The following is a 19,048-nucleotide window of genomic DNA, read 5'->3' as shown; positions in this document are numbered from 1 at the left end:
TTTTTTATGGTATAATACAATAGTTGTGGATTGTACTTTTCGTATGAAAAGATTCTTTTATGTCGCAATTCACCAATAGATTGAGTATAATTTGAATAAGTAAATAGTAATATATGCTAGTTTAAACTGTGGAGGGCGATGAATGTCTAAGTGGATGCCTTTTTTTAATAAAAACGAAAAAGAAATACAGACAGAAAAAATAGATAATGTACCAAATCATGTAGCCATTATTATGGATGGAAATGGAAGGTGGGCGAGTGAAAGGGGCCTTCCGAGAATTGCGGGTCATAAAGAAGGTATGGAAGTCGTTCGGAGAATTGTTAAAGAAGCCGTAGAACAAAATATTAAAGTATTAACATTGTATGCTTTTTCTACAGAGAATTGGAAACGCCCAAAAAGAGAAATTGATTTTTTAATGCGTCTACCAATCGAATTTTCTAATAAATATTTACCAGAAATGATTGAAAACAATGTACGCATCAAAACAATTGGAGAATTTGATTCGTTGCCAGCTCATACGAAACGTTCTATTTCACATGCGAAAGAAAAGACAAAACAGAACGATGGTTTATTATTAAATTTTGCATTAAACTATGGAAGCCGTGATGAAATAGTACGGGCAACTAAACAAGTAATACAAGATGTTCATGACGGAACAATTGCTGAAACAGATATTGATGAAGCGGTTATCGCTAAATATTTGTACACAGAAGATGTACCAGACCCTGATTTACTCATCCGAACAAGCGGAGAACATCGATTAAGTAATTTTTTATTATGGCAATTAGCTTATGCAGAGTTTTGGTTTACAGATGTAATGTGGCCGGATTTTAACGAACAAATTTTTCTTGATGCATTAAAAGATTATCAAAAACGTAAAAGACGTTATGGTGGAATTTAAGGAGTGGACAAGTAAATGCAGCAGCGAATCGTAACAGCAATCATCGCATTAATTATATTAATACCATTGATTATTTACGGAAACTGGCCGTTTATTGTCATGACGTATTTATTTGCTATTGTAGGGTTGTATGAACTAATGCGCATGTTAGATCCGAAAAAGGGAATATTATATACGGTTATAAGTGTAGGATTTTTAATGATTCTTCTGAATATTGAAGTGGAAAATGATATAAAATTAGAGACATTTGTAATATTTGCAATCATACTATTTATTATAACGGTTTTAACGAAAAATAAATTTACATTTCAGCAAGCAAGCTTTTTGTTTTTAGCGACATTTTATATTGGGATTTCTTTTCATATGTTAATTGAAATTCGTTTGCTCGGACTAAATTATTTATTGTTTATTTTGTTTACGATTTGGGCGACAGATTCGGGAGCATATTTTGTTGGAAAAAGTGTAGGGAAACGAAAATTATGGCCCGAAATTAGCCCGAATAAAACAATTGGTGGGGCAATCGGTGGTATCGTCATAGCTATGATTGTAGCTGTCATTTTTCAAGTGATATATCCTTTTGATATATCGTATACTATGGTAATAGTTATTGCATGTACGATTTCTATTTTTGGTCAGATGGGAGATTTAGTTGCCTCGGCAATTAAGCGTCAATATGGAATTAAAGACTATGGTAAACTGTTTCCAGGACATGGTGGTATATTAGACCGTCTCGATAGTTTATTATTTGTATTATTAATGTTGTTCGTTTTACCACTTTTCTAAATAAGTTTTTAAAAAGGAGTGTTTCGTTTGACGACGGTTATCGCGTTTATTTTCATGTTCGGATTATTAGTTTCTGTGCATGAGTGGGGTCATTTAATTTTTGCAAAACGTGCTGGCATGTTAGCACGAGAATTTGCAATTGGATTTGGACCGAAGATTTTTTCAACGACAAAAAATGAAACGTTGTATACGGTTCGGTTATTACCTATTGGTGGGTATGTCCGAGTTGCCGGTGATGACCCGGAAATTATTGAATTAAAACCTGGACATCATATTGGATTAGAGTTTAATGATGCAGGTAAAGTGAAACAGATTATTGTAAATAATAAAGATAAACATCCAAATGCACATTTAATTGAAGTGGAATCGATTGACTTGGATCATGAGTTGTATATCGCTGGATATGAAATAGGTGATGAAACGACCGTGCACCGTTTTGATGTAGATAGAAATGCATTTTTCATTATGGACGAAAGAGAAACTCAAATCGCACCTTTTGATCGCCAATTTGCATCGAAAACAGTTGGACAAAGAGCGATGCAATTGTTTGCTGGTCCGATGATGAACTTTATTTTGGCGATAGTCATATTCATTATTTTAGGGCTTGTTCAAGGAGTGCCGACAGATCGTGCGTTAATTGGTGAAGTAGAACCAGATAGTCCGGCTGAAGCGGCTGGATTGCTAGCTGGTGATGAAGTTATCGCAATTGAAGGTAATAAAATTGAAAAATGGACAGAGTTTACTGCAACTGTACAGAAAAGTCCGGAAACAGCATTAGATTTTACAATTCTTCGGGATGGAAAAGAGACAAACCTTACAGTTACCCCAAAAGAGTTACAAGTGGAAGAAGAAACGATTGGACAAGTCGGTGTAAAATTAGCATTTGAAAAATCGTTTATCGGTACGTTTAAATACGGGTTTACCCAAACTTATGAAACGACGAAGCTCATTATAACTAATTTAGCGATGCTTGTAACAGGCCAACTATCACTTGATATGTTATCAGGTCCAGTAGGGATTTATGATGCAACAGATCAAGTCGTACAAACAGGATTTATGAACTTTTTAATGTGGACAGCGATGTTAAGTATTAACTTAGGTATCATTAATTTAGTTCCGTTACCTGCCCTTGACGGTGGAAGATTGTTATTTGTAGGAATTGAAGCGGTACGAGGGAAACCTATTGACCCTCAAAAAGAAGGATTTGTACATGTCATTGGTTTTGCGCTTCTAATGTTATTAATGCTTGTCGTTACATGGAACGATATTCAACGGTTATTTTTATAAAGATGAAAAGTTGGGATGGTTACACTGTTTATACATACATAAACAATTACTCTCCCAATTTTTTTGTATGTGTGAATCTATTAAAACTATGGTACAATTTATATTTAATAAAATATTGTACGAATAATTACTGGAGGAATGGTTCATGGATTTAACAAAACGAAAAAAGATGGAAATATTGCTCGAACAATTAAAACTTCCAGAAAATATCGTGGATGAATATTTCTCAACAGCGACAATGGACAAATTAATCGTTCATAAACGTAATAAAAAATGGCATTTTCATTTAAAAATTAAAAATGTTCTTCCATTCCATGTGTATGAATTATTACATAAAGGATTACAACAAACATTTCATCATATAGCACAGACTGAAATGACATTGTATGTAGAGGATACACAATGTCCGGAAACAGAATTACAATTTTATTGGAAAGACTTTATCCGACAAGTACCCGCATTGCTGCCAACACATATGGAGATGTTTATGCAACAATCGGTCACATTGAAAGATGGGAATCTTGTTACAGAAGTAAAATCAGAAGCAGAAGCGATTTCTTTACAACGAAAATTACAACCACAATTCCAATTATATACGGAAAAAATTGGGTTGAAAGCTTATCCACTTTTATTTGAGGTATCTACAACTTCAGATGAATTGGAGCATTTTCGTATGCAGACATATGAAGAGGATCGTCAAAATGCACAAAACACGATGAAGAAGCAACAAGAACAGATAGATAAATCTGAAAAGCAACAAGAAGTAACGGCATTGCAAATTGGTTATCCGATTAAAGACGAACCAGTGCATATGGAAGAAATTATAGAAGAAGAGAGACGAATTACTGTTCAGGGATATATTTTTAATGTAGAAGTAAGAAAATTACGATCAGGACGAAGTTTATTAATTATTAAAGCGACAGATTATACAGATTCGCTAGAAATAAAAATGTTTTCACGCACTGATGAGGACGAAGAAATGTTCCAATCCGTACAATCAGGGATTTGGATAAAAGCACGTGGACGTGTGCAGACAGATATGTATTCAAATGAATTATCGATGATGGCAAACGATGTGGAACAAGTTGATGTGAAAATAAGAATGGACGATGCAGAAGAAGATAAAAAACGTGTAGAGCTACACGCACATTCGACCATGAGTCAATTAGATGCTGTAGTTAGTCCAGGAAGATTAGTGGAACAAGCCGCAAAATGGGGACATAAAGCAATAGCAATAACAGATCATGCAGCCGTGCAAGGGTTTCCGGAAGCATATGCAGCAGCGAAGAAACATGGCATCAAAGCAATTTATGGTCTAGAGGCAAATATTGTAGATGATGGTGTACCAATTGCCTACAATCCGCAAGACTTATTGTTACGTGATGAAACCTATGTTGTGTTTGACGTAGAGACAACGGGATTATCTTCTGTTTTTGATACTATTATAGAACTTGCGGGAGTGAAAATTCATAAAGGTGAAATAATCGATCGTTTTGAAAGCTTTGCTAATCCCCACCGTACACTACCAGATAAAATTATTGAAATTACTGGCATTACAGATGATATGCTCGTTGGAGCGCCAGAAGTAGAAGACGTATTAAAGAAATTCCATGCGTGGGTCGGTGAAGATACATTAGTTGCTCATAATGCTACGTTTGATATAGGTTTCTTAAATCAAGGATATAGTAAAATTGGTATTGATCGTATTAGCACGCCTGTCATTGATACGTTAGAATTAGCGAGGTTTTTACTGCCAAATATAGGAAATCACCGCTTGAATACATTATGTAAACACTTTAATGTAGAACTAACACAACATCACCGAGCAATTTACGATGCGGAAGCGACGGGTTATTTATTTTGGAAGTTGGTAGAACAGTTAGCGGAAAGAGAAATTATAAATATGAATCAATTAAATGATCATATGGGAGAAGGCGATAGTTACCAACATGGACGTCCGTCACATGCAATATTACTGGCCCAAAATGAAGTAGGCTTAAAAAACCTATATAAATTGGTATCCTTATCTTTGACAGAGTATTTTTATCGCGTGCCACGAATTCCTCGTTCATTATTAGGGAAATTACGAGAAGGGATTTTGGTCGGTTCCGCATGTGATCAAGGCGAAATTTTTGATGCTTGTTTACAGAAGTCTGTGGAAGAAGTAAAAGATATGGTGCATTTTTACGATTACTTAGAAATACAACCTCCGGATAATTACTCCCATTTAATTGAGAGGGAATTAGTACAAAATGAAGCACAAATTTTAGAAGTAATTAAAAAAGTGATTCAACTAGGAGAAGACACTGGAAAAGTAGTCGTTGCAACAGGTAATGCACATTATATCGACGAACATGAAAAATTGTATCGAGAAATTTTAATCGCATCACAAAAAGGAAATCCTTTAAATCGTGTTACATTACCAAATACACCTTTTCGAACGACAAATGAAATGCTCGTTCAATTCGAGTTTTTAGGAATGGAAAAAGCGCATGAATTAGTTGTCGATAACAGTCAACAAATTGCAGACATGATTGAAGATATTGCTCCACTTAAAAAAGATTTATACACGCCAACAATTGAAGGTGCGGAGGAGGAAGTACGTAATTTAACGTATAAAACAGCCGAAAATATTTATGGCACCCCACTACCTGAAATTGTGGAAGCACGAATCGAAAAAGAATTAAAAAGTATTATTGGACACGGATTTGCGGTAATTTATTTAATTTCGCATAAACTCGTAAAAAAATCATTAATTGATGGTTATTTAGTAGGGTCACGTGGTTCTGTTGGATCTTCCTTAGTAGCTACGATGACTGAAATTACGGAAGTGAATCCACTGCCAGCACATTATGTTTGTACAAACTGTCACTATAATGAGTTTTTCACAGATGGTTCTTATGCGAGTGGCTTTGATTTACCGGATAAAGATTGTCCTAAATGCGCAACATCATTAAAGAAAGACGGACAAGATATTCCGTTCGAAACGTTTTTAGGCTTTAAAGGAGATAAAGTTCCAGATATTGATTTAAACTTCTCTGGGGAATATCAACCAAACGCACACAATTATACGAAAGAATTATTTGGGGAAGATTATGTATTCCGTGCAGGTACCATTGGAACTATTGCAACTAAGACTGCATATGGTTATGTAAAAGGGTATTCAAGTGATAAAAACATCCATTTTAAAGGTGCAGAGGTAGATAGATTAGTTCATGGTTGTGAAGGGGTAAAACGAACGACAGGGCAGCATCCTGGTGGAATAATTGTTGTGCCGAATGAGATGGAAATTTATGATTTTACACCAATTCAATTCCCAGCAGATGATCGAAATAGTGAATGGAAAACAACGCATTTTGATTATCGTTCTATTGAAGACAACTTGTTAAAACTTGATATACTCGGGCATGATGACCCGACTGTCATTCGTATGTTACAAGATTTAAGTGGGATAGAACCGAGTACGATTCCGTTAGACGATGAAGAAGTAATGGGGATTTTTTCAAGTCCAGCACCTTTAGGTGTCACGGCAGAAGACATCGATTGTGCCACAGGAACATTAGGTGTGCCGGAATTTGGGACAAGTTTTGTTCGACAAATGTTAGAAGAAACAAGGCCGAATACATTTGCGGAACTCGTTATTATTTCTGGTTTATCACACGGTACAGATGTATGGTTAGGAAATGCACAAGAGTTAATTAATAGTGGTACATGTGAAATTGGAGATGTAATTGGTTGTCGTGACGATATTATGGTGTATTTAATGCAACAAGGCTTAGAAGCATCTTTAGCATTTACCATTATGGAATCTGTCCGTAAAGGCCGAGGATTACAAGATGAGTGGGTAGTAGAAATGCAAAAGAATGGTGTGCCAGATTGGTATATCGAATCATGCAAAAAGATAAAATATATGTTCCCGAAAGCACACGCTGCGGCCTATGTTTTAATGGCTGTTCGAATTGCTTATTTTAAAGTGCATTATCCAATTTATTTTTATGCAGCATATTTTTCTATTCGGGCTGCGGACTTTGAGTTAGACACGATGGTTCGTGGACCTGAAGCGTTAAGAAAACGAATTTCGGAAATTAAAGAAAAAGGAAACGATGCACCACCGAAAGAAAGAAGCTTAATGACAGTGCTTGAAGTTGCATATGAAATGTGGATACGTGGTTTTTCATTCCAAAAAGTAGATTTATATCGTTCTAGTGCAACAGATTTTATCGTTGAAGGGGATAGTTTAATTCCACCATTTAATGCTGTAGATGGATTAGGAACAAATGCTGCGTTAAATATTGTAAAAGCTCGCGAACAAGGTGAGTTCCTATCGAAAGAAGATTTACGTGAACGAAGCAAAATATCTAAAACAGTTTTACAATATTTAGATACACATGGATGCTTAGATGGAATGGAGGAAGAAAACCAACTATCACTGTTTTAGGGAAAGATAAATGGAAATAAAACAATTGTCAACAGTGTATTCCTGTGTTATAATAATGAAAGACTGATGATAACTCGACGTGAAAGAGTGGGGATTCCCACTCTTTCTTCTATACAAAAGACTTTTTCCCTTGCCCATCTATCTGGCAAGGGTTTTATATTGAATAAGGATACAATACTGAATAGAACAAAAATCTCATCATAAACTAAGTGATGAAGGAGGAATACATTTGAGTAATGACGTTTTAGCAGAAGTTAAACAATTAATTGAACCTGTTTTAAAGGAAAATGAGTTATCTTTATTTGACATGGAATATGTAAAAGAAGGACAAGACTTTTTTCTACGTATTTATATCGATAAACGTGGTGGCGTAGACTTGAATCTATGTAGTCTCGTTTCAGAGCAAGTAAGTGAATTATTAGATGAACATGATCCGATAAAAGGGGCATATTTTCTTGAAGTAAGTTCACCAGGGGCTGAAAGACCTTTAACTTCAAAAGAGGATTTTCAAAATCACGTTGGTGAACATATTTACGTATCATTATATGTACACATCGAAGGTGAGAAAGAGTTTGTCGGTACATTATTAAGTTTTGAAAATGAAGTTATTACTATTGAATATCAATTTAAACATCGTAAAAAGCAAGTAGAGATTCCTTTTGATAAGGTTGCAAAAGCTAGACTTGCTGTTAAATTATAGAGGGGGATGTAAAAGTGAGCAGTGAGTTGTTCCAAGCGATTAACCTTTTAGAAGAAGAAAAGGGAATCGATAAAGAAGTATTATTAGAAGCATTAGAGGCAGCGTTAATTTCTGCATACAAGAAGAATTTTAAATCAGCAAACAATGTTTCTGTCTTATTTGATGAAGAAAAAGGTGCAATGGATATTTATGCACAAAAAACAGTAGTGGAAGAAGTAGAAGACGAACAGGAAGAAATTACTTTAGAAGAAGCACGAGAAATTAATTTACAATATAATATTGGCGACATCGTGGAAATTGAGGTAACACCGAAGAACTTTGGTCGTATCGCTGCACAGGCTGCGAAACAAGTGGTTACACAGCGTGTAAGAGAAGCGGAAAGAGGTATTATTTTCAGTGAATACCAAGACCGTGAAGATGATGTTATGACAGGAATTATTCAACGTGTAGATCCAAATTATGTATATGTTGATTTAGGAAAAATTGAAGCAAAATTAGCAAAGCAGGAACAAATTGTGACGGAAGAATATCATGTACATGATCGAATTAAAGTGTATGTCACAAAAGTTGAAAATACGAATAAAGGTCCACAAATTTATATTTCACGTTCACACCCAGGCTTATTAAAACGTTTATTTGAAATGGAAGTACCGGAAATTTATGGTGGGATTGTAGAAGTGAAATCCATTTCACGTGAAGCTGGGGATCGTTCGAAAATTTCTGTTTATGCTAGTGACGAAGAGATTGACCCAGTCGGTTCTTGTGTTGGACCGAAAGGACAACGTGTACAAGCAGTTGTGGATGAGTTAAACGGAGAAAAAATTGATATTGTGGAATGGTCAGAAGATCCTGTTATATATGTGTCAAATGCATTAAGTCCATCCAAAGTATTAAAAGTAATTGTCGATGAAGAAGAAAACTCAACGACAGTCATCGTACCTGACTATCAATTATCTTTAGCTATTGGGAAACGTGGTCAAAATGCACGATTAGCTGCAAAATTAACAGGATGGAAAATCGATATTAAGAGTGAAACAGTAGCACGTGAGGAAGGATTATTACGTGACGAAGATACTTTTTTTGACTCAGAAGAGGTAAAGGAAGACGAAGAAGACGATTTTTTACTTGATTTATAATATACAAGGAGGATAATACGATGCGGAAAAACAAAAAAACACCTCAACGAAAATGTATTGTGACACAAGAAATGAAACCGAAACAAGCGATGATTCGTATCGTACGCAATAAAGAAGGCGACGTATTTATTGATCCGACTGGAAAACAAAATGGTCGTGGTGCTTACATGACGATAGATGAAACGATTGTTCGTAAGGCAGAAGCAGACCGTGTGTTAGAAAAAACGTTTCAAGTGAAAATTGATCCGACAATTTATGAACAATTATTGGATTTAGCAAAGGACCAGGAACATGAAAAGTAATTATTTGAATCTCGTTGGGTTAGCAAATCGGGCTAGAAAAATAACGACCGGTGAAGAATTAATAATTAAAGATATTCAGGCTGGAAAAGTTTCGTTATTATTAATAGCCGATGATGTTGGCGACCAGACGAAAAAAAAATTACAAGATAAATGCACAACATATCAAGTACCTTATATGGAGGTAGATGACCGATATACGTTAGGTCATGCAATCGGAAAATCCGAGCGTGTTGCTATAGCTATTTTAGATAATGGTTTTGCCAAAAAAATACGCACACTACTTTCATAAATATTTTTGGGGGTGAACGTATGGGTAAAATGAGAGTTTATGAATATGCAAAAGAAAATAATCTTTCAAGTAAAGAAGTTATTGAAAAGTTACAAGGATTGAATATTGAAGTAAGTAACCATATGTCTTCAATTTCTAAGGAAACGAGAGAGAAATTGGATGAAATGTTCCAGAAAAAACAAGCTCCAGTGAAAGAAGCGAAAAAAATGGAAAAACAAAAAAATGAAACGAAACAAACACAACATAAAGATAAAAAGAACAAAAAGAAAAAGATGAATAAAAAAGAAAAACGTCATCAAAAACAAGCACATCAAGAAGTAAAAGTGGAAAAGAAAAAAACACCGGAACATATCGTTTATCATGATACATTAACAGTGAATGAATTAGCAGAAAAACTAAACAAAGATGTATCAGAAATCATTAAAAAATTAATGTTTTTAGGTGTTATGGCGAATAAAAACCAAGATTTAGATGATGATACGGTTGAATTAATTTGTAGCGATTACAATGTTACCGTTGAAAAAGAAATTATTTTAGAAGATACAGACTTTGATAAATATCGAAAAGAAGATAAAGAAAAAGATTTAGTGGAACGTCCTGCTGTCGTAACAATTATGGGGCACGTTGACCACGGAAAAACAACAACATTAGATTCCATTCGCCATTCTAAAGTTACGGATGGAGAAGCTGGTGGAATTACACAACATATCGGTGCATATCAAGTAGAAGTAAACGATAAAAAGATTACATTTTTAGATACACCTGGACACGAAGCTTTTACGAGCATGCGTTCACGTGGGGCACAAGTAACAGATATCGCAATTTTAGTGGTTGCAGCAGATGATGGCGTTATGCCACAAACAGTAGAAGCATTAAATCACGCGAAAGCAGCAGATGTTCCAATTATTGTTGCTGTCAATAAAATGGATAAAGAAGCGGCAAATCCTGATCGTGTCATGCAAGAATTAACAGAATATGAGTTAATTCCTGAGGATTGGGGCGGAAGCACTATTTTCGTACCAATTTCTGCAAAGAAACGCGAGGGTATTGATGATTTATTAGAAATGATTTTACTCGTAGCTGAAATGGAAGAATTAAAAGCTAACTCGAATAAAGTAGCATTCGGTACAGTAATCGATGCACAGTTAGACAGAGGTCGTGGATCTGTTGCAAGTTTATTAGTACAAGAAGGTACATTACATGTTGGAGATCCAATCGTTGTAGGAAATACGTACGGAAGAGTTCGTGCTATGGTAAATGACCTTGGTAAACGTATTGAAGAGGCAGGGCCTTCTACACCGGTAGAAATTACAGGGTTAAATGGTGTGCCACAAGCTGGAGACCAGTTTCTAGTATTCCGAGATGAGCGTCAAGCACGTCAAATTGGTGAATCTAGACAACAACAACACATTATTGAAAGTCGTGGTTCACAAGCTAAGATTAGTTTAGATGATTTATTTGAACAAATTAAACAAGGTGAAATGAAAGACCTGAATGTGATTATTAAAGCCGATGTAAACGGATCTGCTGAAGCGTTAGCTTCTTCGTTACGTAAAATTGAAGTAGAAACAGTAAACATCAATATTATTCATACAGGTGTTGGAGCGATTAATGAATCAGATATTATTTTAGCTTCTGCATCAAATGCGATTGTTATTGGTTTTAACGTTCGTCCAGACGTAAATGCACAAAAAGCGGCAGAATCAGAAAAGGTAGATGTACGTTTACACCGTGTAATTTATAAAGCAATCGAAGAAATGGAACAAGCGATGAAAGGATTATTAGATCCGGAATTTGAAGAACAAGTTGTTGGTCAAGCAGAAGTTCGAGAAACATTTAAAGTGTCCAAGATTGGAACGATTGCTGGTAGCTTTGTAACAGACGGAAAAATTACACGTAATTCTAGTGTGCGAATTATTCGTGATGGTATCGTCTTATTTGAAGGTGAATTATTAGCACTAAAACGTTTTAAAGATGATGTACGAGAAGTAGATGCTGGATACGAATGTGGGATTACTGTGAAAAATTTCAATGACATAAAAACAGGTGATATCATAGAAGCATTTGAAATGGTTGAGATTGAACGATAATGGTCGTCTATGCAGAAGTTGAATACATGATTTATGATGTACAATCTCTGAAAGAAAAGCGATCGATCGTAAAACGTATAACGAAGCGAGTACAAAACGAATTCAATGTTTCAATTGCGGAAATTGAATTTGAAGATTTATGGCAACGTACAAAATTAGGGATTGCAACTGTATCGAATGAATATGTACATGCAGAAAAAGTAATTCAACAAGTTATACGTTTTATAGATCAAAACCCTGAAGTGGAACGAACAATTACAAATATTTATCCATTATAAATTGCGTACTTGTTTTGATCGTCGGACATATTTATTTATATAGAAAATGTGTATGGCCAATTGTATTTTTTTGTGATGGTGCTTTACACACTTCTAATTTAGTTTATACTAAAAGATAAATATGGACACGATAAATATATCCCTCACATTCGTGAAGAAAGGGTGATAATAAATGGATAATATGCGTACAAATCGAGTAGCAGAACAGATGAAAAAGGAACTTGGAGAGATTATTAATCAAAAAATTAAAGATCCGCGAGTTGGTTTTGTTACTGTAACAGATGTTGATTTAACAAATGACCTACAAATTGCAACCGTATATATTTCTGTATATGGAGACGAGGCGGAAAAAGAGGCATCCTTAATTGGACTTTCAAAAGCGAGTGGGTTTATTCGTACAGAAGTGGGCCGTCGTATTCGTTTACGAAAAGTACCTGAGATTTCATTTAAATTTGATGAAGCTCATGAATATGGAAATCGCATCGATGCAATTTTACGTCAATTAAACAATGATTAATATATAGATGAATGCGTATGTGTGGGCTGAGGAAATAGCGGGAAAATGTAAATGATAAAGAGAAATAGTATAGAGATATTTCTTTTTACTTCTATTATTTTCCGACTATCCTTAGCCTTTTTTTAATTATAGTGGAGAAAGGCTGAGGCAAGATGCATGGAATAATACCTTTATATAAGCCAAAAGGAATGACGTCTCATGATTGTGTGATGAAAATAAGACGAATGCTACAAACGAAAAAAGTGGGTCATACCGGTACATTAGACCCTTCAGTGGAAGGTGTATTACCAATTTGTGTTGGAGAAGCGACGAAAATTATTTCGTTTTTATTACCTTTACATAAACAATATATTGCAGATGTGTTTTTAGGAAGAAGCACGACGACAGAAGATGCGGATGGGGAAACGGTTGAAGAGAAAACATTAGATTCTGTTCCAACAGAGGAAGAAATTAGACAAGTACTTGCATCATTTACTGGAGAAATTATACAAATCCCACCAATGTATTCTGCAATTAAAGTAAATGGGAAAAAATTATATGAATATGCACGAGAAAACATTGAAATTGAGCGCCCAGAACGAAAAGTGATGATATATAATATAGAGCATCTACATTCAAACGGGCTGATTACTAACCCATTTCGTATAAAAGTAACTTGTTCAAAAGGGACATACATTCGAACGTTATCTGTTGATATAGGGAAAGCGTTAGGGTATCCCGCACATATGTCTTTTTTAAAACGAATGGAAACAGATGGATTTCATCTAGATGAAACGATCACATTTGAGGAAATTGAACGGAAAATAGACGAAAACAATATTCCATCCATGCTCTTACCAGTTGAAAAAGCAGTTCGTCATCTATATCATTATAGTGTAGATGAAAAAATGAAGGATCGTGTATTACAAGGTCAAAAGTTTCCGAAGCCATCAGACATAATGACAAACGACCCGTTTGCAATGATGTATGAACAGAAATTATTGGCAATATACGAAATCCATCCAAATCATCCAAATTTAATTAAGCCAGTTCGAGTGTTTAATTTGCATAAGTAGGTGAAAGAATGGAAACGATACAATTAACATATCCTCATAATTTGGAAAAAGAAAAAATAAGTCCATCTGTTGCAGCAATTGGTTTTTTTGATGGAATTCATGAAGGCCATCAAGCAGTGATTCAAACAGCTGTGCAAAAGGCAAAGGAAAAACAATTAAAAAGTGCTGTTATTACGTTTTTTCCTCACCCATCTGTCGTACTGAAAAAGGGCAAAGAAACAGTTCACTATATAACGACTGTAAATGAAAAAGAAGCATTTTTATCTGAATTAGATGTCGATTATTTATATATTATTACGTTTAATAAAGAACTTTCCCAATTAAGTCCTGCTCAATTTATAGAGCATTTCATAGAGGGGTTACATATTAAACATCTAGTTGCAGGCTTTGACTATACTTTTGGTCATAAAGGTGCAGGGAATATGGATAATATACAGACATTTTTATCGAATGAAGTAGAAGTAACAGTCATAGATAAAGTGAACTATGCATCTGAAAAGATTAGTTCAACTAATATACGTGCAGCATTAAAAGAAGGGGATGTAGAAAAAGTACATCAACTATTAGGACGTCCTTATTTTACTTCGGGTATAGTTGTAGATGGAGATAAACGAGGAAGGCAAATAGGTTTTCCGACGGCAAATTTACAAATTGAAGAGGATAAATTACTTCCTAAACAAGGGGTATATGGGGTTTATGTGTATATAGCTGGGAAAAAGTATTATGGGTTGTTGAATTTAGGTGTAAAACCAACATTTCATGATCATTTACCGAAACCTTCTCCGGAAGTATATATTTTAGATTTCGAAGAAGATATATACGGTGAACAGATTACAGTTGAATGGATGACATTTGTTCGTGAAGAAAGAAAGTTTAACGGGGTAGATGAAATTGTTGCGCAATTAACAGAAGATGAAAAAAACATCCGAAAATACTTCCAAATTTAAACGAAATGCCTTGCTTTTTTATGGAAAAAAAGTTAATCTATAAAGGTAGAACCTCCGCTTGGCAAAATGTATCTCCGACGTTTGCTAGGGGGATGGGGATAATATAGAAATTAGGAGGTGCCAATATGGCTATTTCAAAGGATGTTAAAAATGAAATTATTAACGAATTCAAAGTACACGAAAATGACACTGGATCTCCAGAAGTTCAAATCGCTATTTTAACGAATGAAATTAATAATTTAAACGAACATTTACGTACACATAAAAAAGATCACCATTCACGTCGTGGTTTATTAAAAATGGTTGGTAAGCGTCGTAACTTATTAAACTATTTACGTAAAAAAGACGTTACACGTTACCGTGAAGTGATTCAAAAACTTGGATTACGTAGATAATGTAAGAAGCAGGAGAAATCCTGCTTTTTTTCATAAATGAAATGCATAAAAAAAGATGTTTTTATAAAAAATGAACATAATAATTAATCGTTACTTAAAGTGTAAAAATTGTAATATGTTCATTTGAAAGGGGTACAAATAAAGATGGTAGAAAACAAGCAAGTATTCTCTACTACGATTAATGGAAATAAATTAACGGTTGAAGTTGGCGAATTGGCAAAACAAGCAAATGGTGCTTGTATGGTACATTATGGAGACACATCTGTACTATCTGTCGCAACGGCTTCCAAAGAACCAAAAGACTTACCGTTCTTTCCTTTAACAGTAAACTATGAAGAGAAATTATACGCAGTTGGTAAAATTCCTGGAGGATTTATTAAACGTGAAGGTAGACCGAGCGAAAAGGCCATTTTAGCATCACGCTTAATTGACCGCCCAATTCGTCCACTTTTTCCTGAAGGGTTCAGAAATGAAGTTCAAGTTATTAGTACAGTGATGAGTGTAGACCAAGATTGTTCATCTGAAATTGCTGCGATGATTGGATCATCTATTGCTTTATCAATTTCAGATATTCCTTTTAACGGACCAATTGCTGGTATTAATGTTGGAATAGTCGATGGGGAATTTATTATTAATCCATCTATTGAACAGCAAGCACAAAGTGATTTAGAACTTACAGTTGCTGGAACGAAGGACGAAATAAATATGGTGGAAGCAGGAGCAAATGAAATTTCTGAAGCGACTGTTTTAGATGCTATTATGTTCGCACATGAAGAAATTGCCCGCTTAGTTGCTTTCCAAGAAGAAATCGTGGAACAAGCAGGAAAAGAAAAGACAGCAATTGAATTATTCGAAATCGATCCAGCAATTAAAACAGAAGTTGAAACAAAAGCAAAAAATGCTTTAACAAAAGCAATTCAAGTAGAAGAGAAACATGCACGTGAAGATGCGATTGAACAAGTAAAAGAAGAAACATTAGCACAGTATGAAGATGCAGAAGAAGATGTATTGAAACACGTGAAATTAACATTAGACGATATGTTAAAAGATGAAGTACGTCGTTTAATAACAGAAGAAAAAGTACGTCCAGATGGTCGTAAAACAGACGAAATTCGTCCGTTATCTTCTCGTGTTGGATTATTACCTCGTACACATGGATCAGGTCTATTTACACGTGGACAAACTCAAGTATTAAGTGTATGTACATTAGGAGCACTTGGTGATGTACAAATTTTAGATGGATTAGATTTAGAAGAGTCGAAACGTTTTATGCATCACTATAACTTCCCACAATATAGTGTTGGAGAAGTTGGTCCAATTCGTGCGCCAGGCCGTCGTGAAATTGGACACGGGGCATTAGGGGAAAGAGCATTAGAAAAAGTAATCCCATCAGAAACAGAATTTCCATATACAGTACGTGTCGTATCGGAAGTATTAGAATCGAATGGTTCTTCTTCCCAAGCGAGTATTTGTGCAGGAACATTAGCAATGATGGATGCAGGAGTACCAATTAAAGCACCTGTAGCAGGTATTGCAATGGGGTTAGTTAAAACAGGTGATGATTATTCAATTTTATCGGATATCCAAGGTTTAGAAGATGCTTTAGGAGATATGGACTTTAAAGTTGCTGGAACTGAAAAAGGTATTACAGCAATCCAAATGGATATTAAAATTGATGGATTATCGAAGGAAATTTTACAAGAATCATTAGAACAGGCGAAAATTGGTCGTCTTCACATTTTAAACTCTATGTTAGCAACGATTAATGAGCCAAAATCGAAATTATCACCATATGCACCGAAAATTTTAACGATGCATATTAATCCAGATAAAATTCGTGATGTCATTGGACCGAGTGGAAAACAAATCAATAAGATCATTGAGGAAACTGGCGTAAAAATTGACATCGAACAAGATGGAACAGTATTTATTTCATCTACAGAAGAAGAAATGAATGACCAAGCGAAAAAGATTATTGAAGATTTAGTTCGTGAAGTAGAAGTAGGACAAATTTATTTAGGAACAGTCAAACGAATTGAAAAATTCGGTGCATTCGTTGAGTTGTTTAAAGGAAAAGAAGGATTAGTTCATATTTCGCAATTACAAGATAAACGTACGAATAAAGTAGAAGATGTTGTAGATCTTGGCGATAAGATTATGGTTAAAGTGAAAGAAATCGATAACCAAGGTCGAGTCAATTTATCACGTAAAGATGTATTACAAGAAGAACGTGAAAATAAAGAACAATTAAAATCAAAGTAAAAGAGAGAAGCTGGAAATCCAGTTTCTTTTTTAATGGACTTTACTATATACGGTGTTCGTGGAAATCCACTGGCACCATTTTTTATGGGTAAAAATAAAAACATAACTTTATGATACAGAACTAGAAACTTTCGTGAATAAATCAATAGATTGGCACAATATGCGCATTTTTGATATGATAAACCGAGTTACATAACGATGTAATAAATAGAGAAATGAACGTATAATCCGTTATTTTATACATTTTGCATGAAGAAAGAAACAACTCGAATAAATTTTGATATGATAAACAAATGTATGGATGAATGACGGTGAACATCGGAGGGGAATTTATGATTGAAACATATACATGTAGGAACGGTGTACGCATCGTTTTAGAAAATATACCTACTGTACGGTCAGTTACTATGGGAGTATGGGTAGGAACAGGTTCAAGATATGAATCTGAAACGAATGGTGGGATTTCACACTTTTTGGAACATATGTTTTTTAAAGGAACAAAAACAAAAAGTGCACAAGAAATAGCGGAAAGTTTTGATGCAATTGGTGGGCAAGTAAATGCTTTTACATCTAAAGAATATACATGTTATTATGCGAGGGTGTTAGATACATATAAAGTATATGCAATGGAAGTGCTTGCTGACATGTTTTTCCATTCTGTTTTTCCAGAAGACGAAATAGAGCGAGAAAAAAAAGTCGTTTTAGAAGAGATTAAAATGTATGAAGACTCACCAGATAGTCATGTGCACGATTTATTAGCAAAAGCAAACTTTGGCAATCATCCGTTAGGTCGTCCGATTATTGGTACAGAAGCACTCGTTCGTTCCTTTACGAAAAAATCATTACAAGATTATAGAAAAGAATGTTACGTTCCGGAAAATGTCGTTATTTCCATTGCTGGAAATGTGGATGTTACATTTATTCAAACAGTCGAACAATTATTCGACCAATTTGAACAACAATCACAACTGATGGAACGAACAAAGCCAACCATGATATTTGATACGATTGTGAAACATAAAGAAATTGAGCAAGCACATGCTTGTTTTGGTTTTCGAGGAATCGCAGTAGATGATGAACGTATGCCCGCATTAATGGTATTAAATAGTGCTTTAGGGAATGGGATGAGTTCTAGATTGTTTCAGGAAGTTCGTGAAAAACGTGGTTTAGCCTATTCTGTCTTCTCTTATCATTCTGCTTATTTAGATAGTGGTGTTTTAGGTATTTATGCTGGAACGAATAAAGAGCAACTTCCATTATTAGAAGAGACAATAATCGATACGATTGAAGATATAAAGAAAAATGGTTTAATGGAAAAAGAATTTCATAACAAGAAGGAACAGTTAAAAGGAAATTTAGTATTAGGTTCTGAAAGTACGAATAGTAGAATGAGTCGTAATGGAAGAAATGAATTATTATTAAAAAAACATCGAACATTAGACGAATTATTAAAGGGAATTGATCAAGTGGACCATACGATGATCAATGAAGTAATCGAACATATTTTTACTGGGAAATATTCAAAGGCCGTCATTATGTCAGAGACGAAATAACGAATTAATTAGAACAAGTAGAATTATACAATAAATGGGGTTGATGGATAAGGTCATCTATCAACTCCATTTTATATATATTAATGATATTAATTCAACTCAATTTCATATCGTG

At 34.7% G+C, this 19,048-nt stretch carries 16 protein-coding genes; all 16 read left to right on the top strand.

What is annotated here, in order from left to right:
* The first annotated feature begins 142 nt into the window (after positions 1 to 142).
* Positions 143 to 901 carry an isoprenyl transferase gene (locus SPD45_RS00920; protein WP_336265699.1) on the top strand — a complete coding sequence of 253 codons (759 nt, stop codon included), beginning with the start codon at positions 143 to 145 and terminating at the stop codon, positions 899 to 901.
* A gap of 15 nt (positions 902 to 916) precedes the next feature.
* A complete protein-coding gene (locus SPD45_RS00915; protein ID WP_336265698.1) occupies positions 917 to 1,684 on the top strand; it encodes a phosphatidate cytidylyltransferase in 768 nt (255 codons plus the stop codon).
* 27 nt (positions 1,685 to 1,711) lie between these two features.
* Positions 1,712 to 2,971 (top strand): RIP metalloprotease RseP, encoded by a 1,260-nt coding sequence (rseP, locus tag SPD45_RS00910; RefSeq protein ID WP_336265697.1) that lies wholly within the window; start codon positions 1,712 to 1,714, stop codon positions 2,969 to 2,971.
* A gap of 145 nt (positions 2,972 to 3,116) precedes the next feature.
* The gene (locus tag SPD45_RS00905; RefSeq protein ID WP_336265696.1) at positions 3,117 to 7,409 is read left to right on the top strand and encodes a PolC-type DNA polymerase III; all 4,293 of its coding nucleotides are present in this window, start codon (positions 3,117 to 3,119) and stop codon (positions 7,407 to 7,409) included.
* 229 nt (positions 7,410 to 7,638) lie between these two features.
* The gene (gene rimP / locus SPD45_RS00900) at positions 7,639 to 8,109 is read left to right on the top strand and encodes a ribosome maturation factor RimP (RefSeq protein WP_336265695.1); all 471 of its coding nucleotides are present in this window, start codon (positions 7,639 to 7,641) and stop codon (positions 8,107 to 8,109) included.
* Between the two features lie 14 nt (positions 8,110 to 8,123).
* On the top strand, positions 8,124 to 9,245 hold the full coding sequence (nusA, locus tag SPD45_RS00895) for a transcription termination factor NusA (RefSeq protein ID WP_336265694.1): 1,122 nt from the start codon (positions 8,124 to 8,126) through the stop codon (positions 9,243 to 9,245).
* Positions 9,246 to 9,265: 20 nt separating this feature from the next.
* The gene (gene rnpM, locus SPD45_RS00890; protein ID WP_336265693.1) at positions 9,266 to 9,547 is read left to right on the top strand and encodes an RNase P modulator RnpM; all 282 of its coding nucleotides are present in this window, start codon (positions 9,266 to 9,268) and stop codon (positions 9,545 to 9,547) included.
* The gene (locus SPD45_RS00885; protein ID WP_336265692.1) at positions 9,537 to 9,836 is read left to right on the top strand and encodes a YlxQ family RNA-binding protein; all 300 of its coding nucleotides are present in this window, start codon (positions 9,537 to 9,539) and stop codon (positions 9,834 to 9,836) included. Before rnpM ends, SPD45_RS00885 begins: the two co-directional genes overlap by 11 nt.
* A gap of 20 nt (positions 9,837 to 9,856) precedes the next feature.
* Complete coding sequence (gene infB, locus SPD45_RS00880; RefSeq protein WP_336265691.1) at positions 9,857 to 11,926, top strand: translation initiation factor IF-2; 2,070 nt, start codon at positions 9,857 to 9,859, stop codon at positions 11,924 to 11,926.
* Entirely contained in the window at positions 11,926 to 12,204 is a 279-nt protein-coding gene (locus SPD45_RS00875; RefSeq protein ID WP_336265690.1) for a DUF503 domain-containing protein, read from the top strand. The genes infB and SPD45_RS00875 overlap by 1 nt, the downstream gene beginning before the upstream one ends.
* 172 nt (positions 12,205 to 12,376) lie before the next feature.
* Positions 12,377 to 12,721, top strand: a complete 345-nt coding sequence (gene rbfA, locus SPD45_RS00870) for a 30S ribosome-binding factor RbfA (RefSeq protein WP_336265689.1) — start codon at positions 12,377 to 12,379, stop codon at positions 12,719 to 12,721.
* Positions 12,722 to 12,873: 152 nt separating this feature from the next.
* Positions 12,874 to 13,776: a tRNA pseudouridine(55) synthase TruB gene (truB, locus tag SPD45_RS00865; protein ID WP_336265688.1), complete on the top strand. Its 903-nt coding sequence runs from the start codon at positions 12,874 to 12,876 to the stop codon at positions 13,774 to 13,776.
* 8 nt (positions 13,777 to 13,784) lie between these two features.
* Positions 13,785 to 14,723 (top strand): bifunctional riboflavin kinase/FAD synthetase, encoded by a 939-nt coding sequence (locus tag SPD45_RS00860; protein WP_336265687.1) that lies wholly within the window; start codon positions 13,785 to 13,787, stop codon positions 14,721 to 14,723.
* A gap of 125 nt (positions 14,724 to 14,848) precedes the next feature.
* Positions 14,849 to 15,118 carry a 30S ribosomal protein S15 gene (gene rpsO / locus SPD45_RS00855; RefSeq protein ID WP_336265686.1) on the top strand — a complete coding sequence of 90 codons (270 nt, stop codon included), beginning with the start codon at positions 14,849 to 14,851 and terminating at the stop codon, positions 15,116 to 15,118.
* Positions 15,119 to 15,262: 144 nt separating this feature from the next.
* Positions 15,263 to 17,380, top strand: a complete 2,118-nt coding sequence (pnp, locus tag SPD45_RS00850; protein WP_336265685.1) for a polyribonucleotide nucleotidyltransferase — start codon at positions 15,263 to 15,265, stop codon at positions 17,378 to 17,380.
* 332 nt (positions 17,381 to 17,712) lie between these two features.
* Entirely contained in the window at positions 17,713 to 18,933 is a 1,221-nt protein-coding gene (locus tag SPD45_RS00845) for a M16 family metallopeptidase (protein WP_336265684.1), read from the top strand.
* The last annotated feature ends 115 nt before the right edge of the window (positions 18,934 to 19,048 follow it).

The sequence above is a fragment of the Pseudogracilibacillus sp. SO10305 genome (assembly GCF_037072005.1).
Classification (GTDB): Bacteria; Bacillota; Bacilli; order Bacillales; family Amphibacillaceae; genus Pseudogracilibacillus; species Pseudogracilibacillus intestinigallinarum.
This window is presented reverse-complemented; position numbering and strand designations above follow the sequence as displayed.